Genomic DNA, 25,622 nt, shown 5'->3' with positions numbered 1-25,622 from the left:
CGAAGCAATCCAGGGGGACCGAGCGAGGCGTTCAACCCTGTCCCCCCGGATTGCTCCGCTCCGCTCGCAATGACGTCCCTTTCGAACCGGGCCCGCGCCGGCTCAGGCCACGGCCTGCGCCAGGAAGGGCTTCAGCGCGGCAAGCGTCGCCTGCGGGTTCTCCTCCGGCAGGAAATGGCCGCTGTCGATCGCCTGGCCCTCGGCCTGCGGCGCGAAGGTCTCCCGCCAGATCTCCAGCGGGCTCGCGCCCTTGGCCGGGATGCCGGCTTCGCCCCAGAGCACCAGCGTCGGGCAGAGGATGCGCTTGTTCGCGGCGAGGTCGGCCTTGTCATGCGCGATGTCGGTGGTGGCGCCGGCGCGGTAGTCCTCGCAGGCGGCATGGGTGCGGGAGGGATCGCTGAAGGATTCGGCGTAGGCCCGCATCGCCAGCGGGTCGAACAGGTCGAGGTTCTTCGCCCGGCTCCAGCTCGCGATGGTGCGGTCGAGCCAGCCGATGGGATCGGCCTTGAGCAGGTTTTCAGGCGTCGGCTCCGGCTGCGCCAGGAAGGTCCAGTGATAGACCTGCATGGCGCGCGCCGCGTTCATGCCTTCCCACATCGAGATGGTCGGCAGGATGTCGAGCAGCGCTAGCCGCTCGACACGGCCGGGGTGGTCGAGCGCGAGGCGGTAGCCGACACGCGCGCCGCGATCATGGCCGATCACGCCGAAGCGGATATGGCCGAGCGTCTGCATCACGGCGACGATGTCCTCGCCCATGCCGCGCTTCGTATAGGTTTCCTTGCCGCCGTCGCCATGCGGCGCGGCCGACCAGCCATAGCCGCGCAGGTCCGGACAGACGACTGTGTGCGTCTTCGCCAGCTCCGGTGCCAGCCGGTGCCATTCGGCATGGGTCTGCGGAAAGCCGTGGATCAACACCAGCGGCGGCCCTTCGCCGCCGACGCGGGCGAAGATCTTGCCGGCCGGCCCGTCGATCCAATGCGCCTTGAAGCCGGGGAAGAGGGTGTCGATGTTCGTCATGCGCGGCAGCATAGCGCCGCGCCGACTGTCCTGTCAGCCTTGCTCGCGCTTCACCGCCTGCCAGCCGATGTCGCGGCGGCAGAAGCCTTCCGACCAGTCGATCCTGTCGACCGCCTGATAGGCGCGCGCCTGCGCCTGCCCGACGTTCTCGCCGAGTGCGACGACGTTGAGAACCCGCCCGCCATTGGCAACAAGGTCGCCGTTCGAAAGCTTCGTCCCGGCATGGAAGACGAGAACGTCGTCCAGCTCCTCGGCCTTCTCGATGCCGCGGATGACGCTGCCGGTCTCCGGCTTGCCGGGATAGCCTTTCGCCGCGAGCACGACGGTGAGCGCCGCCTCGTCGCGCCAGCGCAGGTCGACCGTGTCGAGCAGGCCGTCGCAGGAAGCAAGCAGCGCCGGCAGGATGTCGCTCTTGAGGCGCGGCATCAGCACCTCGCACTCCGGGTCGCCGAAGCGGGTGTTGTATTCGATCAGCTTCGGCCCCTGCGCCGTGATCATCAGCCCGGCGAAGAGCACGCCCTGGAACGGCGTGCCGCGCTTGGCCATGCCGGCGAGCGTCGGCCGGATGATCTCGGCCATGACCCGCTCTTCCATCGCGGACGTCATGACGGGAGCGGGCGAATAGGCGCCCATGCCGCCAGTGTTCGGCCCGGTGTCGCCGTCGCCAACGCGCTTGTGGTCCTGCGCCGAGGCGAGCGCCAGCGCGTGCGTGCCGTCGCAGAGCGCGAAGAAGCTCGCCTCCTCGCCGACCATCCATTCCTCGACCACGACCTCGGCCCCGGCGCTGCCGAGCCCACCGGCGAACATCATCTCGATCGCCTCGTTCGCCTGGTCCAGCGTCTCGGCCATGATCACGCCCTTGCCGGCGGCGAGCCCGTCGGCCTTGATCACGATCGGCGCGCCCTGCCGGGCGACATAGGCCTTGGCCGTGTCGGCGCCGGTAAAGCGGCCGAAGCCGGCAGTCGGGATGTTGAATTCGGCGCAGAGCTCCTTGGTGAAGCCCTTCGAGCCTTCGAGCTGGGCGGCCGCCTTGGACGGGCCGAAGACCTTGAAGCCGGCCTGCCGGAGATCGTCGGCGATGCCGGCGACGAGCGGGCCTTCCGGCCCGACGACGACGAGGTCGATCCCCTGCAGGCGGCAGAAGGCGACGACGGCCGCATGGTCGGCGACGTCGATCGCGACATTCTCGCCGCATTGTGCGGTGCCGGGATTGCCGGGGGCGATGAACAGCGTGTCGCAGAGCGGCGAGGCCGAAATCGCCCAGGCCAGCGCATGCTCGCGTCCGCCCGAACCGATCAGAAGAATTTTCATGCTGGCTCCCATCCGCATTGGCGGTTTCGTGAGCCCTCATCCTGAGGAGCGTTCCGGAGGAACGCGTCTCGAAGGATGCTCCAGTGCCCTCTGGATCATCCTTCGAGACGCCGCTGACGCGGCTCCTCAGGATGAGGGCTGAGGTCGGCCGAAAGGATCCTTGCGCAATAGCTGCCCCGGGCCGCGCGGGCAACGCTTCTGCTGCCTCCCCCGTCCCGCTATGGTCCGGCCATGGATCGCGAATCGTCCCTGCCGACCGGCAATGCCCCCGAATGGTCCGTTTCGGACCTCTCCGGCGCGCTGAAGCGCACCATCGAGGATGCCTTCGGCTTCGTGCGCGTGCGCGGCGAGATTTCCGGCTATCGCGGCCCCGTCGCCTCCGGCCATGTCTATTTCTCGCTGAAGGACACCAACGCCAAGATCGACGCGGTGATCTGGAAGGGCGTGTTCGGCCGGCTGAAGACGCGACCGCAGGAGGGCCTAGAGGTCATCGCCACCGGCAAGATCACCACCTTCGCCGGCAAGTCGAGCTACCAGATCGTCATCGATTCGCTGGAGCCGGCCGGCGTCGGCGCGCTGATGGCGCTGCTGGAGGAGCGCCGCAAGCGACTGGCGGCCGAGGGGCTCTTCGGCGAGGAGCGCAAGCAGCTCATTCCCTATCTGCCCTCCGTCATCGGCGTCGTGACCTCGCCGACCGGCGCCGTCATCCGCGATATCCTGCACCGGCTGGAGGACCGCTTCCCCCGCCATGTCCTGGTCTGGCCGGTCCGCGTGCAGGGCGAGACCAGTGCCGCCGAGGTCGCCAACGCCATCGCCGGCTTCAACGCGCTGCCGGAAGGCGGGCGCATCCCGCGGCCGGATGTCATCATCGTTGCGCGCGGCGGCGGCTCGCTCGAAGATTTGATAAGCTTCAACGAGGAGGTCGTGGTCCGTGCGGCGGCGGCTTCCGAGATTCCGCTCGTCTCCGCCGTCGGCCACGAGACCGACACCACGCTGATCGACTTCGCCGCCGATCTGCGCTGCCCGACTCCGACCGGCGCGGCCGAGAAGGTCGTGCCGGTGCGGGCCGAGCTGATGGGCTTCATCGCCGATCTCTCGCGCCGCCACGCCGGGGCGATGCTGCGCCTCTCCGATCGCCGCCGCAGCGACCTGCGGGCGCTCGCCCGTGCCTTGCCGGGGCCCGAGGAGGTTCTCTCCGCCCCGCGCCAGCGGCTCGATCTCGCGGCGGCGCGGCTGGCGCCGGCGCTCGCCCGCAATGCCCGCGCGCATGAGCAGGTGTTGCAGGCGCTGTCGCGCCGGCTGGAGGCGCGCTCGCCGCGCGTCGCGCTCGCCCGGTTGCGGGCGGAGCTCGCCGGTTTCGGGCGCGTGCTCGCTGCGGCCAGGGGCAATGCCATTGCCGGCGAGCGCACCCGTATCGCCCATGCTCGCGACCGGCTGGCGACGCTGGAGGCACGGGCGCGCAACGCCTTCGGCCAGAGCCTGCTCCAGCGCCGCGAACGCGGCATTGCGCTGGACGAGCGGGCTGGGCGCGCCTTCGGCCAGGGGCTGCATCGGCGTGCCGACCGGCTCGCTTCGCTCTGGGCCTTGATCCGTTCGCTGGGGCCGGAGGCCGTGCTCTCGCGCGGCTATGCCCTGATCCGCGACGAGGCCGGCGCGCTGGTGCGCAGCGTCGCTGCGGCCCAGCCGGGCCGTGCGCTGACGATTCAGCTCGCCGATGGCAGCTTCGGCGCCACCGTCTCGGGCGCGGAGCCCGACGTGGCCAAGCCGGCCGCGCCGCGCCCCGCCCGCAAGGGTCCGGCGACGGGCGCGCAGGGCGACCTGTTCTGATCCTCAGGGCGCGCCGAGGAAGGCGTTGACCCGCTTCAGCGCATCTTCGCGCGCGGCCATGTTGGTGCCGACGGTGACCTTGCCGGTGCCGCTCGCGGAATAGGCGATGTTCTCGCGCTCCTTCACCTCGAGGCGCGGATGGTCGAAATCATGCAGGACGCCGGGATAGAGCACGATGCCGACCTGCTCGCCGCGCGCCTGCGCCGCCTTGGCGAGGTAGCTGCAGGGCGCGGCAGGCGTCCAGTCGTCGGCATCCCCCATCAGGATCAGCAGTGGCAAGCGGGTGGAGAAGCTGGCGGATTCCGACTGCACCCGGCAGGCGGGGTAGAAGGCCACGGCGCGCTTGAAGTCGGGCCGGCCATCGGCGGGCGCGCGCTCCTTGCGGATCGCCGAGAGCACCGTCGAACCGCCGCCCGACCAGCCGATCAGCGAGACCATGTCGGGGCGGATGTCGCCGCGCTGTTGCAGCCAGGTCCGCGCCGCGGCCGCGTCGGCCACGCGCTCGCGTCCGGCGCGCACGGTCAGATCCTTGACGCCGCATTGCGAGCCGAGCCCGCGCGAGCCGTAGCTGTCCGGCATCAGCACCGCGAAGCCGGCGGCGGCGAGCCTCTCGCCCCAATCGGCGTGGCGCATCGACAGCATGCCTTGCTCCCGCCACAGCCCGCCGCAACCATGCAGCGCGATCACGGCAGGGAACGGCCCCGGCCCGGCGGGACGATAGAACACGCCGCCGAGGCGATTTTCACCGGCCGGAATGGAGACATGTTGATACCCCCCGGCAAGGGCGACCGACGCTGTGAGCGACAGGAGGCTCATCGCGCATGCCATGAGGCGCTGGAGACTGGACATCGTCGAACAGAAGGTTATCACAAGCGGCTGAGTATCCCGGCTTTCCGTTTCCCGATCAATGATTTGATGCGAATTTGATGAACATCGTCGAGCGTCTTCCGCCCGCAGGCCCCGAAGCGGCCATCGACTACGGCCCCGGCGATTTCCGCGTCGTGAAACCGGGGGCTTTCGTGCGCTGTGCCGTCACGGGAGCGCCGATCCGCATCGAGGATCTGCGCTATTGGTCGATCGAGTGGCAGGAGGCCTATGCCTCACCCGAGGCGGCCCTGTTGCGGCTGCGCCGCGCCGGCCGGGCCTGACGGCCCTGCGAGCAGCGCCTCCACCCGCTCGGGCTCGCCGAAGACGAGCCTGACCGGCACGACGGCGACGCGCTCGGCGGCGGCTGCCGGCCAGAGCGCGGCGAGCTTCGTCCAGTCCTTTTCGGTGGTGGCGATCGGTGCCGCGATGCGGTCGGCCTCCGCCAGTACGCTTGCGACATCCGCCGGGGTGTAGGCGTGGTGGTCGGCGAAGGTACGCTCAGCGGCGATTGACGCTCCGACCTCCCGCAGCGTCGCGGCGAACTTCTCCGGGCGGCCGATGCCCGACAGCGCCACCACGCTCCGGCCCCGCAGCCGCTCGGCCGCGGCTTCGTCGGCCTTGAGCCGGGCGGTGAGGACGGGTTTGCCGCACGCCTGTGCCAGCATGGCTATCCGGGCTCCTGGCTCCCCCTCGCCGATGACGATGACGGCGTCGACCGCCTCGATCTGCTGCGCCAGCGGTGCCCGCAACGGGCCGGCCGGAAGGCACAGGCCGTTGCCGGCGCCGCTCGCCCCGTCGACGACGGCGAGCTTGAGGCGCTTGGCCAGCGCGGGATTCTGCAGCCCGTCATCCATCAGGATCACGCTCGCGCCGAGGCCGCGCGCGAGCCGCGCGCCGGCCAGCCGGTCGCGCGCGATGACGGTGCGGGCATGCCGCGCCATCAGCATCGGCTCGTCGCCGACATCGGCCGCGACATGGCGCTCGGGATCGACCTCGACCGGGCCGGCGAGCCTGCCGCCATATCCCCGCATCAGCACGAAGGGCGCCTCGCCTCGCCGCGCCAGCAGCCCGGCCAGCGCGATCGCGGTCGGCGTCTTGCCGGCGCCGCCGGCGACGAAATTGCCGACGCAGAGCACCGGCGTACCGATATCGGCGCCCGGCTGCCGCATCCGGCCCAGCGTGATCGCGCCGTAGAGGGCGCCGAAAGGCTGCAGCAGGCGGGCCGGCAGCGTCGGGTGCGGCAGCCACCAGAAGCGCGGCGCGCGGAACATCAGGCCGTTGGCTCGCGCTGGCCGAGCGCCACCCGCATCAGCAGCGGCTCGATGGCGTGCAGGGTGCGGTTGAGAGCCCCGCCCAGCTGGGTCGCCGTCTGCGCAGCAGCGCGCGCCGCCTGACGCGCGCTCGCCGGATCGCTCAGCCAGCGATGCACAGCCCCGGCCAGGGCCTGGGCGTCGGCGACGGAGCGCGAGCCGCCGTCTGCGTCGAAGGCGGCGAAGATCTCGGCGTTGTTGTGGACGAACGGGCCGTGCAGCAGGGCGCAGCCGAGCTTGGCGGGCTCGATCGGGTTGTGCCCGCCGATACCTTCGACCAGCGAGCCGCCGAGGAAGGCGACCTGGGAGAGCCGGTAGAACAGCCCGAGCTCGTTCACCGTGTCGGCGACGTAGAGATCGACGCTACGCTCGGGGTTGTCGCCGGCGGCGCGGCGCGAGACGACGACGTCGTTGGCCAGCGCCAGCGCCTCGATCTCCGGCCCGCGCTGTGGATGGCGCGGCGCGACGATGGTCAATAGCTTCGGGAGATAGGGCTTGAGCGCGAGATGGGCGGCAAGCACCAGCTCATCCTCGCCCGGGTGGGTGCTGGCGGCGATCCAGACCGGCCGGCCGGTGGTCATCCCGTCGAGGATACCGAGCATGTCCGGATCGGCCGGCGGGGCCGGCACGTCGAATTTCAGGTTGCCGACGACGCTGACGCGTGGCGCGCCGAGCTGGGCCAGCCGTTCGGCGTCGCCCTGCGACTGGGCGAGGCAGGCCTCGAAGCAGGAGAGCAGGAAGCGCGAGGTCTTCGGCATCCTGTACCAGCGCGCGAAGGACCGTTCGGACATCCGGCCATTGACCATCACCACCGGGATCTCGCGGCGCTGCGCCTCGACCAGAAGGTTGGGCCAGATCTCGGATTCGCAGATCAGGCAGAGCGCCGGCCGCCAGTATTCGAGAAAGCGGCGCATATAGCGCGGCACGTCGAGCGGGATGTACTGGTGGATCACGCCGGCCGGCAGCCGCGCCGCGAGCAGGCGGGCCGAGGTCACGGTTCCCGACGTCACCAGGATCGCGAAGCCGCGCTTCTGCAGGCGCGCGATCAGCGGCAGCAGCGTCACCGTCTCGCCGACGCTGGCGCCGTGCAGCCAGACCAGCGGCTTGTTCGGCCGCCGGACCCCGGCATGGCCGCGGCGCTCGGGCAGGCGTTCGGAATCCTCCTTGCCGCGGCGCTGGCGCCAGAGCAGCAGCCCGGCTGCGGCGGGCTCGAGCAGGGCCGTCGCGTAGCGGTAGCCTCTGAGGATCGGGCCCTTGCCGCTCATGCCGGGGCTCCGGCCGCTTGCTGGCGCTCGCGCAGGCCGGCGCCCGGGTCGCTGCTGCCGACGAGCGCATAGCCGCGGGCATGGACGTCGTCGAGGCTCGCCTGCAGCGCCAGGCGCGCCGCTTCCTGCGCCGCCTCGTCGGCATCGCGCGCGACCAGGATCGGCTCGCCGACCACGATCGCGCAGCGTCCGAAGGGTAGGCCGATCGAGGCCCGGTCCCAGCTGTTGAAGTCGATCCGGCGGCTGGTAACGACGGCGACGGCGCGGAGGGGGCGTCCCGAGGCCCGCGCCAGCGCGATGATGCCCGGGCCGACGATGCGGGCTCGCTTCGGCACGTCCGCGGTCAGCACCATGGTGTCGCCCGCCGCCAGCCGGCGCACCATCGCCAGGAAGGCGCTGGCGCCGCCCTTCTCGCGGATCTTCCTGCCCAGCGCCCCCGAGCCGCGGATCGCGCCGATGCCGAGTTCACGCAGCGCGACTGCGTTGAAGCCGCCGTCGCCATGGCGCGAGACCAGCGAGCAGGCCGGCATCCAGTCCGGCCGGGCGAAGGGGATCATGATGTGCTGGCCGTGCCACATCGCGAAGATGACGGGCAGGTCCGGCCGGACATGGTCGTAGATGTCGGCAGGCTCGAAGACGATCCTGTTGGTGCGCTGCACGAGGCGCAGATAGCCGGCCAGCATGCGGCCGAGCGTCTCCTGCGCCACGCGCGTCTTGAGGATCGAGAAACCCATTGGCTCGCCGTGAACCCCTTTCGGCCTCAGCCCTTGGCCGTTTCGGGGTCGAGCAGGCGGTGCAGATGGACGATGAAGTAGCGCGTCTGCGCCTGGTCCACGGTCTGCTGTGCCTTGGCCTTCCAGGCCATGTGTGCGCTGGCGTAGTTCGGGAAGACGCCGACGATGTCGAGCTTGGCGAGGTCCTTGAAGGTGATGCCGTCGAGCGAGGCGAGCTCGCCGCCGAAGACGAGATGGAGAAGCTGTTTCTGGTCGGGTTCCGCGCTCATCGGTCTCTCCTGGAGGCTGCCTGGCGCCCCCTTAAATCATCACGGCCTCGCAGGCGAGGCGGCTGGGCGGCCAGCCTTCAAAAAAACCTCAGGCAGGCTGCGTCTCACCGTCGCGCAGCCGCACGAGCGCCTGCCTGAGCGGAGCTGCCAGCGCGCCGTTGCTCGCCATCAGCGCGCCATGCATCGGCACCTCGCGATTGTAGCTCACGCTGCCGCCGGCGAGGTCGCTGAGGAGGCCGCCGGCCTCGCTCAGCACCAGGTCGGCTGCCGCGAGGTCCCAGTCGCGCGCGTTGGCGGAGATCAGCCCGGCATCGATCGAGCCGTCGGCGATGCGCGTCAACCTGAGCGCGAGCGAGGGGATCTTTGGAACCGCCTCGAAACGTTCCACCTGCGCCAGCTCGTCCAGCATCGGCTTGGGGCCGGCGATCCGCGCGCCGACGAGCGCGCCGGCCGTGGAGGTCCGGATCGTGTCGCCGTTGCGGGCTGCGCCCCTGCCGCGCAGGGCGGTGTAGGTGGCGTCGCAGGCGGGTGCGTGGACGATGCCGAGAATGGGCTCGCCCGCATCGAGCAACGCGACGCACACCGCCCAGTCCGGCGCGCCACTCATATAGGCGCGGGTGCCGTCGATCGGATCGACGACCCAGACGAAGCGGTGCGACAGGCGCAGCGCATCGTCGACGGTCTCCTCCGAGAGCCAGGCCGCCTCCGGCAGCAGGGCCGAAAGACGGACGCGCAGGAAGGTGTCGACGCCGATATCGGCTTCCGTCACCGGCGAGCCGCCGCTCTTCGACCAGATCCGCGCCGCAGTGGTCGCACCGGGGCGAAACAGGTCCAGTGCGAGGGTGCCGGCTTCCCGGCAGCTTTCGCCGACCGCCTTCAGGAGGTTGGCCGCGGTCGGCCCCGTTATTGCGTTCATCCCCCCGTATCGACCGCGAAAGTCGCGGTTTCAAGCCGAAAATGCGGCTGCGGATCGAAAGATTCCGTCAAGCATCAGGCTGGAAACCGGCCCTTCCTGCCGATCCGGAGGCGGAATCACGGTCCTTTAACCGAACCCTTTAAGCGCTCGGACACGGCTGGGGCACATCCTCGCATGGCAAGCACGAGAGCCCCGGCATCGACAGAGGGCTCCGCTGCAGCAGGGATTTAGAGAGGCGTTATAACCGATGGCCAGCGTCACGCCGGCCGCCGGAGAGAGCGGTTTTGTGCCGCATCTCTCCGGCGGGCCGACCAACACAGTGATCGTTTCCCGCAACCCGATGCCGGCGCGTCCGGCGGCGCCGGCGATCGAGCGCGTCGGTTCCGTGCGGATCCTGCGTGGGACGGCCGGCTGGCGCGGTGTCGCGCTGCGGCTGGCCAACCCGTCCGGGGACGATGAGCGTTTCGAGCTGGCGCTGACAGCCGGCGACGGCCGGTCGATCGTGGTCGCCTGCGCCGAAGAGGCCGATGCCGTCGCGCTCTGGCGTGATTTCGGCCGGGCCAGCGGGCTGCCGCTGCTGCTCGAGACCGCCGACGGCACCGTGACCGCGCCGTTTCCGCAGATCGGCCGCCTGGCCCTGGGCCCGGTCCGGATCCGCCGCCGCCATGGCCTGTTGAACGGCCGCCGCCCACGCTTCCTGACCCGCCGCAAGACCGGCCGGCTGGCCGATCTGCCGGTAGTCGTCTCCGGCGAGAGGTTGACGGACTAGGCCTGAGGATCGAGCGGCGGCGTTGCGGCTGGCGTCTTAGCCGGCGAGCAGGGCGCGGCTCAGAGGATCGAGTGCCAGTCCCGCCGCCAGGAGCAGGCCGGCATTGCGGTTCGAGCGGAACAGCATCAGCGCGACAGGGGCGCTCGCGCCGGCGATGCGCGTGACCTGCCAGCCGAGATGGCCGGCGAAGGCTGCGTAGCCGAGCCAGGCGACGGGGCCGCCGCCCACCAGCCAGATCGCCATTCCGCTGAGCAGTGCCGTCAGGCCGAAGCAGAGCGCCACGGCCTCGCGTGTATGATTGCCGAAATAGCGTGCGCTCGACTTGATGCCGACGATGGCGTCGTCCTCGATGTCCTGCATCGCATAGATCGTGTCGTAGCCGACGGTCCAGGCGATGGCGGCGGCATAGGCGAGATAGGCCGGTGCATCGAGCCGGCCGAACACGGCGCTCCAGGCGAGCAGCGCGCCCCAGGAGAAGGCGAGGCCGAGCACGAATTGCGGCATGTTGGTGACGCGCTTCATGAACGGGTAGATCACCACGATGACGAGCGAGGCGATGCCGAGCACGACCGTGAAGCGGTTGAATTGCAGCAGCACCGGCAGCGCGAGGAGCGCCTGCGCGATCATGAACAGGACCGCCGCCGCGACGCTGACCTGCCCCGAAGGCAGAGGCCGGCCGCGCGTGCGCGCCACCTCGGCGTCGAGCTTGCGGTCGATGATGTCGTTGAAGGTGCAGCCCGCCCCGCGCATCAGGATCGCGCCGACCAGGAAGAGCAGGCAGTGCCAGGGATCGGGATAGGGGCGGCCCGCGGCGATCGCCGCCAGCCCGGCCCCCCACCAGCATGGCAGGAGGATGAGCCACCAGCCGATCGGCCGCTCGATCCGGGCGAGCTTCAGGAAGGGGCGGAAGGAACGCGGCGCCCGCGTGTCGACCCAGTGGCCGCTGAGCGCGTCGGGCAGCGGGGCGTCGGGCCCCGGCACGGTTCCTGCGGGAGCAGGGTCAGGCATGGCGCCGCGCGCCGGTTAGAGCGCGCCTTGCGGGATGCGCATGCCGCCGCCCGCGCCGCTGGTGATGGAATCGGCGCCGCCGAAGGGGTTCGCGCCCTGCGCCTGCTTGCGCGCGCGCTGCTCCATCGCCGCCTGCTGCTTGACCGCGTTGCAGGCCTGGGCGCGGAAGGTCGCGACCTTCTTGTTGTCGGCCTGCATGCCCTCGATGAAGGAGGCCGGGATCTGGCACCAGTCCTGGTTGGCGGTCGCGAACTTGAGCGCGGCGTCGCCATTGTTGGAGAGGCGCCCGAATGTGCTGCAGGCTTCCTGCGGCGTCATCTTCTTCTTCGCCTTCTGCGCGGCCGAAAGCCGGGCGACGATCGACTGCCGCTCGGTCAGGAGCTTCTGCATCTGTTCGCAGCCCGAGACCTGGGCGCTGGCCGGGGCGGCGTCCAGGAACGAGGCCACGGCAAGGCCGAGCGTCGCGATTACGCCTGAAGCCATCCTGCGCCGCATGATGTCGGTCTCCGAGTTGCCGGCCAGGCCGGCCGATCTTTAAAGATGTCCTTAACAGCAGGCGCTGTTAACGCCAACGACCCTTGCGAGTCTACTTGTCGTCTGTCGGGAAGCGTCCGCTGCTAGAGGATGATTGTGGCGTTTTTCACGTCATCCACAACCGTTGCCCATCCGAGGAAGCGTTTGCGCCCATGTCCGTTCCCGATCTCGCCCGCCACAGGCTTTTCATCGACCGGGCTTTTGCGGCGCAGGCCGTCCTGCCGCTGGAGCGCGAGCAGGCCAACTATCTGCTCAACGTCCTGCGGCTCAAGGCCGGAGACGGCGTGCTCGTCTTCAACGGCCGCGACGGCGAATGGCTGGCGAACGTGGTGCCGGAAGGGCGCAAGCAGGCCGGCCTCGCACTTCTCCGGCAGGTCAGGGAGCAGCCGCCGGCGCCCGACCTGCATTACCTTTTCGCGCCGCTGAAGCATGCGCGGCTCGACTATATGGCGCAGAAGGCGGTCGAGATGGGGGCGGGGCTGCTGCAGCCGGTGATCACCCGGCGTACTCAGGTCTCGCGGCTCAATCTCGACCGGATGCGCGCCAACGCGGTCGAGGCCGCCGAGCAATGCGGCCTGCTCGCTTTGCCGGAGGTCGCTCCGGAGCAGCCACTGGAGGCGGCGCTCGCCGGACTTTCTCCCGACCGGCTGCTGGTGTTCTGCGACGAGGCGATGGAACAGGCGAGCCCGGTGGCGGCGCTGACGGCGCACAAGCCTGCGCCGCTGGCCGTGCTGATCGGCCCGGAAGGCGGCTTCGACGAGGCCGAGCGCCAGCTGATTCGGGCACGGCCCAACACGCTCTCGCTCTCGCTGGGGCCGCGCATCCTGCGCGCCGACACGGCGGCCGTCGCGGCGCTCTCCCTCGTCCAGGCCGTTCTGGGCGACTGGCCGCGCCCCTGAGCAGGAGGTCGCTTGGCCGGTTCCGGCCTGCTGCCAGCGCCGGTCGCCCTTTCGCGAATGCGGGGATCTGATCGTTGTCGAGCGTCCGGCGCTCGCCTATGTCTGTCCTCCCATGTCCGCTTCCCGGCGCTCGCCGCGGGGAGACGGGCTCTCATGTCTGTTCTGCCGGAGCACCCATGGCTCGCGACGTGTCCGATTCGACCCCGATCGGGTCCAAGGATGAATTGGTTTCCTGGATTGAAGCCGGCGAAAAACCGGCCTCTTCCTTCCGGATCGGCACCGAGCACGAGAAGTTTCCGTTTTACCGCAGCGATCTCGCGCCCGTTCCCTATGAGGGGCGCGCCGGCGCCGGCGGCATCCGCGCGCTGCTGGAAGGCATGCAGCAGCGGCTGGGCTGGGAGCCGATCGTCGATGCCGGCAACATCATCGGCCTCGCGGGCCCCGAGGGCGGCGGCGCGATCTCGCTGGAGCCGGGTGGGCAGTTCGAGCTCTCCGGCGCGCCGCTGGAGACGCTGCACGAGACGCAGGCCGAGCTCGCCGCCCATATCGCCGACGTCAAGGCCGTGGCCGTGCCGCACGGCATCGGCTTCGCCGCGCTCGGCGCTTCGCCGCTCTGGACCCGTGCCGAGACGCCGGTGATGCCGAAGGGGCGCTACAAGATCATGGCGAACTACATGCCGAAGGTCGGCACGCTCGGCCTCGACATGATGTTCCGGACCTGCACCGTGCAGGTGAACCTCGATTTTGCCACCGAGGCGGACATGGTCCGCAAGCTGCGGGTGTCGCTGGCCCTGCAGCCGCTGGCGACGGCGCTCTTCGCCTCCTCGCCCTTCCTGGAGCGCAAGCTCAACGGCTTCCAGTCGATGCGCTCCGAGATCTGGCGCGATACCGACAATGCCCGCTCTGGCATGCTCGCCTTCGCCTTCGACGAGGGCATGTCCTATGAGGGCTACGTCGACTGGGCGCTCGACGTGCCGATGTATTTCGTCAAGCGCGGCGACACCTATCACGACGTCGCCGGCGCCTCCTTCCGCGACCTGCTCGCCGGCACGCTGCCGCAGCTGCCGGGCGAGCGCGCGACCATGTCGGACTGGGCCAATCACCTCTCGACGCTGTTCCCCGAGGTGCGGCTCAAGCGCTTCCTCGAGATGCGCGGCGCCGATGCCGGCCCGCCCGAGATGCTGACCGCTCTGCCCGCCTTCTGGGTCGGCCTGCTCTACGATACCTCGGCCCTCGATGCCGCCTGGGATCTGGTCCGGGGCTGGAGCGCGCAGGAGCGGCAGGCGCTGCGCGATGCCGTGCCGAAGCAGGGTCTCGCGGCGACGGTCGCCGGGCGCCCGCTGCATGAGGTCGCGGCCGAGGTGCTGGAACTGTCGCGGGCCGGCCTCGCCCGGCGTGCCCGCGCCGACGGGGCAGGGCAGGACGAGAGTGTCTTCCTGGCGCCGCTGCATGAGATCGTGGCGCGGCGGCGGAGCCTCGCCCAGGATCTGGAGGAGCGCTTCCGCTCCGCCTGGAACGGCAAGGTCGAGCCGGTCATGACCGAGCTCGCCCTCTAGCTCGGCGGGACGTCTGGCGCGCGATGCGAGATGCGGCGCATTGCGCGACGGAAATTAACGAGTTGGCGGGGAGCTTGTGCCTAACCTAGCGGCATGAAGCGGTTCGGCACGGCCATGGCAGATTTTGTCGGCGACGAGCGCGGGGCGACCGCGATCGAATACGCCTTCATCGCCGGCTTGGTTTCCATGGCGATCGTCGCCGCCGCGACGCAGATCGGCCTGAAGGTTTCCGATATGCTCGCCGCCGTTCTGCCGGGGCTGAAGCTGAAGGACTCCTAGCTCCCGGTCGCGCGACTTATTCCGCCGCCGTCTTGAAGCTCGCCAGATTGTCCAGGCTCTGGATGATGTGCTCGGCCAGCGCGTTCGACAGCACCGAGGGGTCGAAGCGGGTGCGCAGCAGCCCGATCTTGCAGGAGGGCAGGGTGGCGTAGCCTTCGGAGGGGCCGAGGATGCGCATGCCCGGGCGGACCGCGCTTTCCGGCAGCACCGAGACGGCGAGGCCGGCCAGCACCGCGGCGCCGACAGCGGTCGAGTTCCAGCTCGCATAGAGCACGCGGAAGCGGCGCCCCTTCGCCTCCAGCGCGTCGACCGCGGCCTGGCGCCAGTTGCAGGTCGGCCGCCCCAGCGCCAGCGGCAGCGGGTCTTCCTCATGGACGCCATGGCGGGCCGAAGTGACCCAGAGCAGCGGCTCGATGCGGATGATCTCACCCTGGCCGCGGCTTTCGACATGGGTGATGATGGCGAGGTCGATGTCGCCGGTGGCGATCCGCTCGGCCAGCATCGGCGTCGGCTCGCAGACCACCGTGACCTCGGCGCGCGGATTGGAATGCGCGAAGCGCGCCAGGATCTCCGGCAGGTAGCGATCGGCATAGTCGTCCGGCACGCCGAGCCGGATGCGGCCCTTGAGATCCGCATCGGCGAAGGAGGCGACGCATTCCAGGTTCAGCCGGACGATGCGGCGCGCATAGTCGAGCAGGCGCTCGCCATCCTCGGTCAGCTTGGCATGGCGGCCGTCGCGGCCGAACAGGGGCCGCCCGACCCGTTCTTCAAGCCGCTTCATCTGCATGGAAACCGCCGATTGCGTCTTGAAGACGATCTCGGCGGCGCGGGTGAAAGACCCGGTATCGGCGATGGCGACGAAGGTCTTGAGCTGATCGGCATCCAGCACATGGGCCATTGGCGACCTCCCCGTAGCGTCCATCAAAATCAGTGTTGTCAGAGATCATAAGCATTCGTTTGGCTGATGGCCAGCCCTTCGCTATCGTTCAGTCACTCTCCGATCTGCGGTCAATGGCGCGTCCGGGCCGGGCGGGGAAATCCGATCGTATCCGTCATTCCGCTCACCCCAGGAGGCCGTCATGCTGCTCATGACCATTGCCGCGAAGTCGCTCTCGTCCGTTTCGGCCGGCGCCACGCGTGTCGCCGCCACGGGTTTTGGCGGGGTGGCCCAACTGGTGCGGGCGCTGATCCATCGCCGCGAGGTGCTGCGCCTCGCCGAGCTCGACGAGCGCGGGCTCAAGGATGTCGGGCTGGTCCGTTCCGACGTCGCCGGGGCGCTGGCGACGCCGTGGTTCAGCGATCCCTCGACCGTGCTGGCCGCCCGTTCGCGTGCCCAGACCAGCGCCGCCGCCGAGCGTCGCGACCACGCCCTTCGCCATGCCGGCGTCAAGCCGGTGCTGGCCAAGACCGATATTGCGGTTGCACGCTGCGCCTGACCCCTTGGTGCTAGCGTCCCTGTGGGCGGGAGCTTCGTGCTTCCGCCCTTTTTTGTATCAAATTTGATGGCCTCTCGTTCGGAATAACCCAAATTTCACCATTTTGGCGGAAATCTGGCCGCCGCGCCGTCCTGAGCGGCCGCGTTGAAGCGTGGGTCGCCGGCATGAAGCTCTCGTTGCGCCTCAAGGAACTGCCCTTCCGCCTCAAGGATCTCCGGATCCGCACCAAGATCGCGATACCGCTGATCGCGATGGGCCTCATCGGCCTGGGCACGGCGTTCTATGCCGGGCAGGAATATGCCCGGATCCAGAAGACCTATTCCGATCTGATCGACCAGCGCGCCACCGCGATCCTCGATTCCGCGCAGTCGACGCTGGCGACGAGCTCCATCCTGCGCGATCTCTACAAGGCGATCGCCTATCCCGAGTTCATGAAGCAGAACGCGACCAGCATCGAGGATGTCCGCAAGGGCTACGATCGCGCGCTGCAGCAGCTGGTCAACGCCAAGATCAGCTTCCCCGAGAAGCACGCGGAATTCGACGTTCTGTCCCGGCGGATCGCCGAACTCAAGCCGAAGATCGACGACGTCACGGCCCAGGCCGCGCGCGACGAGGACCTGCCGGCTCTTTCGGTGATGTCCGAGCTCGACCGGGCCTTCGGCAGCATCATCGCCGATGCGGTGAAGCTCAACGACGCGATCAAGGGCGACACGCTGACGACGGCGCATGCGCTCGATGCCGAGGCCAAGCAGCTCGACTGGCTGATATTGATCCTCACCGTCGCCGGCACCCTGCTGGGGCTGGCCGGCGCGATGCTGCTCGCCCGACAATCGATCACCCGCCCGCTCGACTTGCTCAAGGCGCGCATGGGCGATCTCGCCGCCGGCAATTATGCGGTCGAGATCGAGGGCCAGGCGCGGCGTGACGAGATCGGCGCCATGGCGCGTACCGTCCAGGTCTTCCGTGAGAATGGCCTCGCGGTGCAGCGGCTCGAGGCGGAGACGGCCGAGAGCCGCGAGGCTTCCGAGACGCAGCGCCAGATCGTCGAGCAGGAGCGCGCCGCCCGGTCCCGCGAGCAGGACCGCCTCGCCGCCGAGCAGCGCCAGGTGATGGATGCGTTGGCCGAGGGGCTCGACCGGCTGTCGCGGGGCGATCTCACCTGCCGCATCGAGGCCGAGCTCGCGGCCGAATACGAGAAGCTGCGCGACGACTTCAATCTCGCGGTCGGCCATCTCGCCGAAACGATCCGCACGATCCAGGCGACCTCCGGCGACGTCGGCAATGCGGCGCTGGAGATCAACACCGGTGCCGACGACCTGTCGAAGCGCACCGAGGAGCAGGCTTCCTCGCTGGAGGAGACGGCGGCGACGACCGAAGAGCTGGCGGCTTCCGTGAAGGCCTCCGCTCAGTCCTCGCAGCAGGCGGTCGCGCTCGCCGAGGAGGCGATGGACGTGGCGCGCAAGGGCGGCGCCATCGTCCATGACGCGGTCGACGCGATGGCCCGCATCGAGGCGGCCTCGCGCAAGATCTCCGATATCACCACCGTGATCGACGAGATCGCCTTCCAGACCAATCTGCTGGCGCTCAACGCCGCAGTCGAGGCGGCGCGTGCCGGCGATGCCGGCAAGGGCTTCGCGGTCGTCGCCTCGGAGGTGCGTTCGCTGGCGCAGCGCTCCGGCGAGGCGGCGAAGGACATCACCGCGCTGATCACCGAATCCGGAACCGAGGTGGCACAGGGCGTCGGCCTCGTCCGCTCGGCGGGCGCGGCGCTGGAGCGCATCGTCGAAGCCTCGCGCAAGGTCTCCGCCACCGTCTCGGAGATTTCCGCCGCCGCGACCGAGCAGTCGCACGGCATCGACGAGATGAGCCAGGCTGTCGCCCATATGGACGAGATGACCCAGCAGAACGCGGCGCTGGCCGAGCAGAGTGCGGCTTCCGCCACGGCGCTCGCCAATCAGATCCAACGCCTCAATGATCTCGTCGCCAGCTTCCGCACGCGCGACGACGTCGCCGAGCTGCGCGACCTGGCGGCGAGCATGGTGCAGGCGGATCGGGATTGGTCGCAGCGGCGACAGGCCTGAGCGGCTCCTCAGGATGAGGGTTGTGGCTCTTTGAGAGGGCGCCGGACGCCGCCGCGTTCGGCCTGACGTTTCAGCGGCGCTGGCCGCCGCCGAGCATGGCGTCGAGGATCGATTTCAGCGCGTTCTGATGGTCGTCCTGGATCTGGCGGCCATGCTCGAACATCTGGTTGAGCGCATCGAGGCCGATCGATCCGGGCCCCGTCGCCTGCGGGGAGGGCGGAGCCTCGGTTTCTTCCGGCTCGGGCTCGGGGGCCGGCGCACGGCGCTGCGGGGCGCTGCGCGGCGCTGGCTCCGGTTCCGATCCGGCGGCGGCGCCGCCGAACATGCCGCCGAGAATCTGGCCGAGCGCGCCGCCGAAGGGATCGTTCGGATCCGCCTGCGGGCGCCCCTGCGGCTGGCCTTCCGTCGGAGCCCCGCCCTGGCCGAACATGCCTTTCAGGATGGCCTCGAACGGATTCGCCGGCATCTGCGGCTGTTGCTGCTGCGGAGCCGGCTGCATTCCCGGCATCTGGCCGCGCATCATCTCGGCGAACTGGCCGAGGATGCCGCCGAGGCCTTCATTGCTGCTTGATTTGGTCAGCCCGCCCATCAGCATGGCGGCGATGACCGGCAGCATCTGCTTGAGGATCGCCTGGCTGACGCCGCTGGTCGCTGCCGCCTGCGCGGCGATCGCCTGGCTGACCTCGCGCGAGCCGAAGAGCTGGCCGAGCACGTCGTTGCCGGCGGTCTGGGCGCCGGAGGGAATGCCGCTGCCGGCCGCCTCGAAGAAGCGGGCATAGGGCGAGGCGGTCATCATCTGGGCCAGCGAGCCGAAGGCGTAGGGGTCCTGCGTCTGGCGTTGCAGCCCCATCGAGAAGGCGGGCAGCAGGGCGTCGAGGGCGGCTTGCGTCTGCTGCTGGCTCAGCCCGTATTGCCGGGCGAGGTTCTGCATCGCCTGACCGTTCTGGGCCGATTGCATGATATCGAACAGATTCATCATGGACGCCTCCCGGGCCGGTTTCAGCTCCGTGCCTCCGAGGACGATAGCAGGGTGTCATGGTCTGGCAACTCAACCCGGGCCTGGCGCTGCAGCGCCTCGCGTTCCAGCCGGCTGATCCCGCGATAGGCGAAGATCAGCGCCAGCACTCCGAAGGCGACGGCGCCGAGCGCCGAGCCGGCAAGCGCCCCTTTCGGCCCGGCGAGCTGCGCACCGAGGAAGGCGAAGGGCATCGTGCCGAGCGTGGCGCGGCCCCAGCTGAACAGCGTCGACAGGAACGGCATGCCGAGATTGTTGAAGGCGGCGTTGGCGACGAAGAGCATGCCGACGAAGAGCCACATCGGTCCGGCGATCAGGCAGAAGAACACGACGAGCTCCGCCGTCAGCTCGGTCGCATGGAAGGCCGAGACGATGACGCCGCTCAGCGACAGCAGCAGGAGCCAGGAGATCACGACGCAGCCCGCTGCGAAGATCGCGGAATCGGTCAGGCCGCGCCGCATCCGGTCGAAGCGGCCGGCGCCCCAGTTCTGGCCGAGGATCGGGCCCACCGCGCCCGACAGCGCGAACAGCGCGCCGAAGGCGACCGGCACCAGCCGGTCCATGATCGCCAGCGCCGCGACCGCCGCGTCGCCGAAGCGGGCGACGACACCGGCGAAGACGGCGTTCGCGATCGGATTGGAGAGGTTGGTCAGGATCGCCGGGCCGGCGATCGCGAAGGTGCGGGCGCTGTCCTGCCGGATGGCGTCGAGCCGCGGCCGTGCCATCATGCCGTGGCGGATGACGGTGCCGTGGAAGCCGATGGCGACGATGATGATGCGTGCCAGCACGATCGCGATGGCGGCGCCGTCGGGGCCGAGGTGGAAGCCGAAGATCAGCAGCGGGTCGAGCCCGGCCGTGACGATGCCGCCGCCCAGCGTCACGAACATGGCGCGGCGGGCGTCGCCGATGGCGCGCAGGATGCCGGAGAAGCCCATCCCGATCGCCATCAGCACGTTGGAGGGCAGGACGATATGCAGGAAGGAGAGCGCGATCGCACGGGTTTCGCCATGCGCGCCCAGCAGGTCGAGCAGCCAGGGCAGCAGCGGTAGCGCCGCCAGCGATAGCGCGAGCGCGATCAGCGCCATCAGGACCATGGTCGAGCTGGCGATGCGCCTTGCGGCCTCGCGTTCGCCGGCGCCGATGCTGCGCGAGGTCAGGGCCGTGACGGCGATCATCAGGCCGACATTCACCGACACCATCAGATAGAGCACGATGGTGGCGAAGCCGACGCCGGCGGTCGCCTCCGGCCGGCCGAGCCAGGAGACGTAGAGCAGCGACAGCAGGTCGACGACGAAGACGGCCATCAGGCCGATCGAGCCTGTCGCGGTCATCACCGCGACATGGCGCATCAGCGGGCCGGTGGTGAAGACGGCCTGCACGGATCGGGACGGGGCGTGGCTCACCGTTCGGGCTCTCCTACGCCGCCAATGGCGACTTCGGCCCCGCCATCCTCGATGACCTGCCGGGTTTCCGGCGTCAGCGGCTTCGACTTCGCCCGCGGCGGCACGAGCGGCTCGGGCGCGACACGCGGCACGCGGTTGATCGCCGCCGCGAGGCCCTCATGGAACTGGATCTCCATGCGCTGGGCGTCGCGGTCGCGGACATGGTCGATGACGAGATCGGCCTCGTCGCGGGTCAGCCCGAGGGTCTCGAGCGTGACACGGCCGAAGCCGAGCGCCGATTCGAAGGTCTCGCGCGTCTGGAAGTCGACATTCGCCTTCATCAATTCGATTGCGTGGATGCGGTCATAGGCGCGCACATGCAGGCGCACGCCCGGGAACTCCGCCTTGATCATTTCGACGATGTGCAGCGCCGCCTGCCTGTCGTCGACGCAGACGCAGATCACGCGGGCCTTGCCCGCGCCAGCCGCGCGCAGCACGTCGAGCCGGGTGCCGTCGCCATAGTAGACCTTGAAGCCGAACTGGGCAGCCGAGCGGATCCGCTCGACATCGGAATCGATGACGGTGACGTCGATGTGCTGCAACAGCAGCGCCTGCGTCACGATCTGGCCGAAGCGGCCGAAGCCGATCACCATCACCGGGCTGTTGCCGGCGCCGTCGAAATCCTCCTCCATCGTCTCGGGTGCGACCCGGGAGAGGAGCGCGGCATCGATCAGCCTGGCTGCGATCGGGCCGAGCAGCATGCTGATCGCCGCCAGCGCGGTGGCGACCCCCGCCTGCTGCGGGGTGAGGAGCCCTTGCGCCAGGCCGAGCGGCAGCAGCACAAAGGCGAACTCGCCGGCGGGCGAGAGCAGCGCGCCGGCCCGGATCGCCTCCAGCCAGCTCGAGCAGGAGAGCCGCAGGATCGAGGTGACCACCGCGATCTTGAACAGCAGCAGGAGGGGCGCCGCCAGCGCCAGCAGCAGCCAGTTGGCGGCCACCAGCTCGAGATCGAGCGACATGCCGACCGCCATGAAGAACAGGCCGAGCAGCACGCCGCGGAAGGGCTCGATATCGGCTTCGAGCTCGTGCCGGAAATGCGAATCGGCCAGCATCACCCCGGCAAGGAAGGCGCCCATCGCCATGGACAGGCCGACATGCTCCATCAGCAGCGCCGCACCGAGCACGATCAGCAGCGCCGCCGCCGTCATCACCTCCTTGGCGCCACTATGGGCCAGGATTCGGAACAGCGGATTCATGACGTAGCGCCCGGCCAGCACGATCAGCACGAGAGCGAACAGCGCGATGCCGAGGCTGGCGATCGCCCGCATCGGGCTGCCGGCGTCGGGCCCGCCCGTCGTCGCGAGCAGCGGCAGCAGGGCCAGCACCGGCGCGATCGCCATGTCCTGGAACAGCAGGATCGAGAAGGTGCGCCGGCCATAGGGCTCGCTGCCATGGCCGCGCTCCTCGAGCTGCTGCAGCGCGATCGAGGTGGCCGAGAGCGCAAGCGCCACGCCGACCGCCACCGCACCGGCCGCGGAGAGGCCGAACCACCAGCCGGCGAGCCCGATGCCGGCGGCGCTCAGCCCCATCTGTGCCAGACCGGAACCGAGAATGTCCTTGCGCATCGAATAGAGGCGCGACGGCTGCAGTTCGAGGCCGACGAGGAAGAGCAGCAGCACGACGCCGATCTCGGCGGTGCTGCGGATCGCGTTCGGATCCTTGATCACGCCCAGGAGCGAGGGGCCGATGACGATGCCGGCGGCGAGATAGCCGAGCACCGCCGATTGCCCGAGCTTGCGGAAGATCGGGACAGCGATCACCGCCCCGGCGCAGAAGGTCAGGATCGGCGGGAGATAGCTGGCATGCGAGGCGGCGTCGGCCATGCGGGACTCGTCGGGAGGGAACGGGCGGGCGGTGGCCGGGTGCGGCGCGTCGCGCGGCGGCCATGGCCCTATCTAGGGCCTCACGGGCGATCCTGCGAGAGGCAATCGGCGAAGGGCGGGGGGCTGCGCGGTTCCGCTTCCTTGACATCGCCGCGATCCCGCCGAAAGAAGGCGCGGACCGACCGGAGATTTCCCTGCTCGTGACCAAGCCACCGCTCGACATCCTGCTCTGCGCCCCGCGCGGCTTCTGCGCCGGGGTGGTGCGCGCCATCGACGCGGTCGAGAAGGCGCTCAGTCTGCATGGCGCGCCGGTCTATGTCCGCCACGAGATCGTCCATAACAAATACGTCGTCGAATCCCTGAAGCGGAAGGGGGCGGTCTTCGTCGCCGAGCTCGACGAGGTGCCCGACGAGACCCGGCCGGTGATCTTCTCGGCCCATGGCGTCGCCAAGGCGGTGCCTGCGGCGGCGAAGGCGCGCAACCTCTTCGCCATCGACGCGACCTGTCCGCTGGTGACCAAGGTGCATCGCGAGGCCGAGGTCCATCACAAGCGCGGCCGCCATATCCTGCTCGTCGGCCATGCCGGCCACCCGGAGGTGATCGGCACGATGGGCCAGCTCCCCGAGGGCGCGATCACGCTGATCGAGACGCTGGAGGATGTCGCCGCGCTGACCCCGCCGGCCGGCCAGCCGCTGGCCTATGTCACCCAGACGACGCTCTCGGTCGACGACACCCGCGGCATCGTCGAGGCGCTGCAGGCCCGCTTCCCGGAGCTGATCGCCCCGCACAAGGAGGACATCTGCTACGCGACGACGAACCGCCAGGAGGCGGTGAAGCGTGTCGCGCCGCAGGTCGACGGACTGATCGTGGTCGGCTCGCCGAACTCCTCGAACTCGCAGCGCCTGCGCGAGGTGGCCGAGCGCGCCGGCTGCCCGGTCGCGCGGCTCGTCCTGCGCACCGACGAGATCGACTGGTCGGTCTTCGGCAACATCCGCAGCCTCGGCATCACCGCCGGCGCCAGCGCGCCCGAGGTGCTGGTCGAGGAGATCATCGACGCCTTCGCCGCGCGCTACGAGGTCCGCGTCGAAACCGTCTCGACCGCCGACGAGAACGTCTTCTTCCCGCTGCCGCGCGAGCTGCGCGACGAGGCGGCGCCGACGGCGGCCGAATAATTCCAGAACAAGAGAGCCCGATCTTGGCCGTCTATACCGAAGTGCCCGATGACGAGATGGCCGCCTTCGTGGCGCGCTACGGCATCGGCGAGCTGCTTTCCGCCAAAGGCATCGCCGAGGGCGTCGAGAATTCGAACTACCTGCTGCACACGACGCAGGGTTCCTACATCCTCACCCTCTACGAGAAGCGGGTAAATCCCGACGATTTGCCCTTCTTCCTGGGGCTGATGCAGCATCTCGCAGGCCGCGGCCTCATCTGCCCGCAGCCGGTCAAGGACAGCCGCGGCGAGATGCTCGGCCGCCTCGCCGGGCGCCCGGCCGCGATCGTCACCTTCCTCGATGGGCTGTCTGTCCGCCGCCCCACCGCCGCCCATTGCCAGGAGCTCGGCCGCGGCCTCGCGCTGTTGCACGAGGCCGGCGCCGATTTCGCGATGGAGCGGGTCAATGCGCTCTCGGTGCCGGGCTGGCGCCCGCTGGCGCATCAGGCAGGCCCCGACGCCGACAAGGTCTCGCCCGGTCTCGCCCGCCGGATCATGGCCGAGATCGCCGTGCATGAGGCGAGCTGGCCGAAGGACCTGCCGCGCGGCGTGATCCATGCCGATCTCTTCCCCAACAACGTCTTCTTCATCGGCAGCCGGCTCTCCGGGCTGATCGACTTCTATTTCGCCTGCACCGACGCCTACGCCTACGATCTGGCGATCTGCCTGAACTCCTGGTGCTTCGAGGCTGACGGCTCGTTCAATCTCACCAAGGGCCAGGCGCTGCTCGCTGGCTACGAGAGCGTCCGGCCGCTGAGCGAGGCGGAGGTCGCGGCGCTGCCGCAGCTCTGCCGCGGCTCGGCCCTGCGCTTCCTGCTGACCCGCCTGGTCGACTGGCTGAACGTGCCGCCGGGCGCGCTGGTGAAGCCGCACGACCCGCTGGAATACGACCGGAAGCTCGCCTTCCACCAGCGCGTGCTGGACGCTCGCGAATTCGGGCTGAAGCGGTGAGCGATACTGTCGAAGTCTGGACGGACGGGGCCTGCTCGGGAAATCCCGGTCCCGGCGGCTGGGGCGCGATCCTGAGCTATAACGGCGTCGAGAAGGAGCTTTCCGGCGGCGAGGCGCAGACGACCAACAACCGCATGGAGCTGATGGCGGCGATATCCGCGCTGGAGGCGCTGAAGCGGCCCGTCACGGTCGCGCTGCACACCGACAGCCAGTATCTGCGCCAGGGCATCACCGGCTGGATCCATGGCTGGAAGAAGAACGGCTGGAAGACGGCCGATCGCAAGCCCGTCAAGAACGCCGAGCTCTGGCAGCGGCTCGAGGCGGCGCTGGGCCGCCACAAGATCGAGTGGAAGTGGGTCAAGGGCCACGCCGGCGACGAGATGAACGAGCGCGCCGACGCGCTGGCGCGCGCCGGCATGGCGCCGTTCAAGGCCGGGCGCTAGCGCCGAATCGACGGCCGACCCGGGAGCCGGGCAGGCCGTCGCAGGCGAGAGGCCTTACTTCAGGACGATGTGGAAGGCCTCGGCGAAGCTGAGCTCGACCAGATCGCCGCGCTTGAACTTGCGCAGCCCAGCCTTCACCGCCGGATCGGTCACGGTGAGCGAGCGCGGTCCGAACGGGCCGGTATAGTGGACGACGCTGGTTTCCGCGTCGAAGCGCTCGAACCGCGCCGTCAGCGTCACCGCGCGCACGACGTATTTGTCGGGCAGGTTCTGGAAGGTCGGCTCGGTCGCGGCCTCGGTATAGGTGATCCCCGGCTTGGCGCCCCGCCGCGGACGCCGGACATCGACGATGACGCCCTCGACGCGGTTGATCTGGACCATGTCGCCTTCGCGGAGGTTCTCGAGATTGCCGAAGACCGGCGGCACTTCCACGAGCCATCTGCTGCCGCGCTGCTCGACGATGACACTGCGGCTCGCCCGGTCGATCGACACGACCCGGACGCTGAGGCGCTCGACCTCGACGGGGCCGACGCCGGCGACGATCACCGTCTCGGTGGTGACGACCGGGGTGGTGGCGCAGCCCGCAGCCCCCAGTGCAAGGGCGACGGCAAAAAATAGTCCGATAAACTTCGACATGGAAAACCTCCTCGCTTGAAAAAA

26 protein-coding genes are annotated in these 25,622 nt (G+C 69.6%); 11 read left to right on the top strand and 15 right to left on the bottom strand.

Translation table 11 applies throughout. The annotated features are described in order from the left end of the window. Window positions 1-102: 102 nt before the first annotated feature. Window positions 103-1,017 carry an alpha/beta fold hydrolase gene (locus tag B5Y19_RS08760; protein WP_055728503.1) on the bottom strand — a complete coding sequence of 305 codons (915 nt, stop codon included), beginning with the start codon at window positions 1,015-1,017 and terminating at the stop codon, window positions 103-105. Between the two features lie 33 nt (window positions 1,018-1,050). After that, complete coding sequence (gene purD / locus B5Y19_RS08755; protein WP_055728502.1) at window positions 1,051-2,328, bottom strand: phosphoribosylamine--glycine ligase; 1,278 nt, start codon at window positions 2,326-2,328, stop codon at window positions 1,051-1,053. A 231-nt stretch (window positions 2,329-2,559) separates the two neighbouring features. On the opposite strand from purD, the gene xseA reads away from it, so the two are divergent. After that, the gene (gene xseA / locus B5Y19_RS08750) at window positions 2,560-4,155 is read left to right on the top strand and encodes an exodeoxyribonuclease VII large subunit (protein ID WP_079591352.1); all 1,596 of its coding nucleotides are present in this window, start codon (window positions 2,560-2,562) and stop codon (window positions 4,153-4,155) included. 3 nt (window positions 4,156-4,158) lie between these two features. On the opposite strand, the gene B5Y19_RS08745 is transcribed toward xseA, so the two are convergent. Next, complete coding sequence (locus B5Y19_RS08745; protein ID WP_244555535.1) at window positions 4,159-4,971, bottom strand: dienelactone hydrolase family protein; 813 nt, start codon at window positions 4,969-4,971, stop codon at window positions 4,159-4,161. A gap of 110 nt (window positions 4,972-5,081) precedes the next feature. On the opposite strand from B5Y19_RS08745, the gene B5Y19_RS08740 reads away from it, so the two are divergent. Then, a complete protein-coding gene (locus tag B5Y19_RS08740; protein WP_055730260.1) occupies window positions 5,082-5,303 on the top strand; it encodes a DUF2093 domain-containing protein in 222 nt (73 codons plus the stop codon). On the opposite strand, the gene lpxK is transcribed toward B5Y19_RS08740, so the two are convergent. From lpxK to B5Y19_RS08715, 5 genes are all read right to left on the bottom strand, one after another. Then, window positions 5,256-6,293, bottom strand: a complete 1,038-nt coding sequence (lpxK, locus tag B5Y19_RS08735) for a tetraacyldisaccharide 4'-kinase (protein ID WP_055730261.1) — start codon at window positions 6,291-6,293, stop codon at window positions 5,256-5,258. The genes B5Y19_RS08740 and lpxK overlap by 48 nt on opposite strands. After that, window positions 6,293-7,597, bottom strand: a complete 1,305-nt coding sequence (locus tag B5Y19_RS08730) for a 3-deoxy-D-manno-octulosonic acid transferase (protein ID WP_055730262.1) — start codon at window positions 7,595-7,597, stop codon at window positions 6,293-6,295. Before B5Y19_RS08730 ends, lpxK begins: the two co-directional genes overlap by 1 nt. After that, the gene (locus tag B5Y19_RS08725) at window positions 7,594-8,331 is read right to left on the bottom strand and encodes a lysophospholipid acyltransferase family protein (RefSeq protein ID WP_055730263.1); all 738 of its coding nucleotides are present in this window, start codon (window positions 8,329-8,331) and stop codon (window positions 7,594-7,596) included. The genes B5Y19_RS08730 and B5Y19_RS08725 overlap by 4 nt, the downstream gene beginning before the upstream one ends. 26 nt (window positions 8,332-8,357) lie before the next feature. After that, the gene (locus tag B5Y19_RS08720; protein ID WP_055730264.1) at window positions 8,358-8,600 is read right to left on the bottom strand and encodes a DUF4170 domain-containing protein; all 243 of its coding nucleotides are present in this window, start codon (window positions 8,598-8,600) and stop codon (window positions 8,358-8,360) included. 88 nt (window positions 8,601-8,688) lie between these two features. Then, window positions 8,689-9,516, bottom strand: a complete 828-nt coding sequence (locus B5Y19_RS08715) for a 3'(2'),5'-bisphosphate nucleotidase CysQ (protein WP_055730265.1) — start codon at window positions 9,514-9,516, stop codon at window positions 8,689-8,691. Between the two features lie 247 nt (window positions 9,517-9,763). Between B5Y19_RS08715 and B5Y19_RS08710 the strand changes: the two genes are divergently transcribed. Next, window positions 9,764-10,285: a DUF6101 family protein gene (locus B5Y19_RS08710; RefSeq protein WP_055730266.1), complete on the top strand. Its 522-nt coding sequence runs from the start codon at window positions 9,764-9,766 to the stop codon at window positions 10,283-10,285. Between the two features lie 36 nt (window positions 10,286-10,321). On the opposite strand, the gene ubiA is transcribed toward B5Y19_RS08710, so the two are convergent. Both ubiA and B5Y19_RS08700 read right to left on the bottom strand, forming a co-directional pair. Continuing rightward, window positions 10,322-11,293: a 4-hydroxybenzoate octaprenyltransferase gene (gene ubiA, locus B5Y19_RS08705; protein ID WP_055730267.1), complete on the bottom strand. Its 972-nt coding sequence runs from the start codon at window positions 11,291-11,293 to the stop codon at window positions 10,322-10,324. 15 nt (window positions 11,294-11,308) lie between these two features. Next, window positions 11,309-11,788, bottom strand: coding sequence for a hypothetical protein (locus B5Y19_RS08700; RefSeq protein ID WP_079591351.1), 480 nt, complete (start codon window positions 11,786-11,788; stop codon window positions 11,309-11,311). 191 nt (window positions 11,789-11,979) lie between these two features. Between B5Y19_RS08700 and B5Y19_RS08695 the strand changes: the two genes are divergently transcribed. From B5Y19_RS08695 to B5Y19_RS08685, 3 genes are all read left to right on the top strand, one after another. Continuing rightward, on the top strand, window positions 11,980-12,726 hold the full coding sequence (locus B5Y19_RS08695; protein WP_055730269.1) for a 16S rRNA (uracil(1498)-N(3))-methyltransferase: 747 nt from the start codon (window positions 11,980-11,982) through the stop codon (window positions 12,724-12,726). 176 nt (window positions 12,727-12,902) lie between these two features. Then, window positions 12,903-14,282 carry a glutamate--cysteine ligase gene (locus B5Y19_RS08690; protein ID WP_055730270.1) on the top strand — a complete coding sequence of 460 codons (1,380 nt, stop codon included), beginning with the start codon at window positions 12,903-12,905 and terminating at the stop codon, window positions 14,280-14,282. Between the two features lie 114 nt (window positions 14,283-14,396). Then, window positions 14,397-14,561: a Flp family type IVb pilin gene (locus B5Y19_RS08685; protein ID WP_197282489.1), complete on the top strand. Its 165-nt coding sequence runs from the start codon at window positions 14,397-14,399 to the stop codon at window positions 14,559-14,561. Window positions 14,562-14,577: 16 nt separating this feature from the next. Here the strand turns inward: B5Y19_RS08685 and B5Y19_RS08680 are convergent, their stop codons facing one another. Continuing rightward, complete coding sequence (locus B5Y19_RS08680; protein WP_055730272.1) at window positions 14,578-15,459, bottom strand: LysR substrate-binding domain-containing protein; 882 nt, start codon at window positions 15,457-15,459, stop codon at window positions 14,578-14,580. Between the two features lie 181 nt (window positions 15,460-15,640). On the opposite strand from B5Y19_RS08680, the gene B5Y19_RS08675 reads away from it, so the two are divergent. Both B5Y19_RS08675 and B5Y19_RS26320 read left to right on the top strand, forming a co-directional pair. Beyond that, complete coding sequence (locus B5Y19_RS08675) at window positions 15,641-15,997, top strand: YjiS-like domain-containing protein (protein WP_139384318.1); 357 nt, start codon at window positions 15,641-15,643, stop codon at window positions 15,995-15,997. A 164-nt stretch (window positions 15,998-16,161) separates the two neighbouring features. After that, a complete protein-coding gene (locus B5Y19_RS26320; RefSeq protein ID WP_055730273.1) occupies window positions 16,162-18,078 on the top strand; it encodes a methyl-accepting chemotaxis protein in 1,917 nt (638 codons plus the stop codon). Between the two features lie 70 nt (window positions 18,079-18,148). On the opposite strand, the gene B5Y19_RS08665 is transcribed toward B5Y19_RS26320, so the two are convergent. The 3 genes from B5Y19_RS08665 to B5Y19_RS08655 are packed head-to-tail and all read right to left on the bottom strand — an operon-like array spanning window position 18,149 to window position 22,358. After that, window positions 18,149-19,057 (bottom strand): DUF937 domain-containing protein, encoded by a 909-nt coding sequence (locus B5Y19_RS08665; protein WP_055730274.1) that lies wholly within the window; start codon window positions 19,055-19,057, stop codon window positions 18,149-18,151. Window positions 19,058-19,077: 20 nt separating this feature from the next. Then, complete coding sequence (locus B5Y19_RS08660) at window positions 19,078-20,496, bottom strand: MATE family efflux transporter (RefSeq protein ID WP_055730275.1); 1,419 nt, start codon at window positions 20,494-20,496, stop codon at window positions 19,078-19,080. Continuing rightward, window positions 20,493-22,358 (bottom strand): monovalent cation:proton antiporter-2 (CPA2) family protein, encoded by a 1,866-nt coding sequence (locus B5Y19_RS08655; RefSeq protein WP_055730276.1) that lies wholly within the window; start codon window positions 22,356-22,358, stop codon window positions 20,493-20,495. Before B5Y19_RS08655 ends, B5Y19_RS08660 begins: the two co-directional genes overlap by 4 nt. 200 nt (window positions 22,359-22,558) lie before the next feature. On the opposite strand from B5Y19_RS08655, the gene ispH reads away from it, so the two are divergent. Genes ispH through rnhA form a run of 3 tightly spaced genes read left to right on the top strand, consistent with a single transcriptional unit; the run spans window position 22,559 to window position 24,962 of the window. After that, the gene (ispH, locus tag B5Y19_RS08650) at window positions 22,559-23,530 is read left to right on the top strand and encodes a 4-hydroxy-3-methylbut-2-enyl diphosphate reductase (RefSeq protein WP_244555534.1); all 972 of its coding nucleotides are present in this window, start codon (window positions 22,559-22,561) and stop codon (window positions 23,528-23,530) included. Between the two features lie 23 nt (window positions 23,531-23,553). Beyond that, window positions 23,554-24,519: a homoserine kinase gene (locus B5Y19_RS08645; RefSeq protein WP_055730277.1), complete on the top strand. Its 966-nt coding sequence runs from the start codon at window positions 23,554-23,556 to the stop codon at window positions 24,517-24,519. Then, entirely contained in the window at window positions 24,516-24,962 is a 447-nt protein-coding gene (gene rnhA / locus B5Y19_RS08640; RefSeq protein WP_079591349.1) for a ribonuclease HI, read from the top strand. Before B5Y19_RS08645 ends, rnhA begins: the two co-directional genes overlap by 4 nt. A gap of 54 nt (window positions 24,963-25,016) precedes the next feature. Here rnhA and B5Y19_RS08635 read toward each other — a convergent pair whose 3' ends face one another. Next, window positions 25,017-25,598, bottom strand: coding sequence for a hypothetical protein (locus tag B5Y19_RS08635; protein ID WP_079591348.1), 582 nt, complete (start codon window positions 25,596-25,598; stop codon window positions 25,017-25,019). Between the last annotated feature and the right edge of the window lie 24 nt (window positions 25,599-25,622).

The organism is Allobosea thiooxidans (assembly GCF_900168195.1).
GTDB classification, from domain to species: Bacteria; Pseudomonadota; Alphaproteobacteria; order Rhizobiales; family Beijerinckiaceae; genus Allobosea; species Allobosea thiooxidans.
This window is presented reverse-complemented; position numbering and strand designations above follow the sequence as displayed.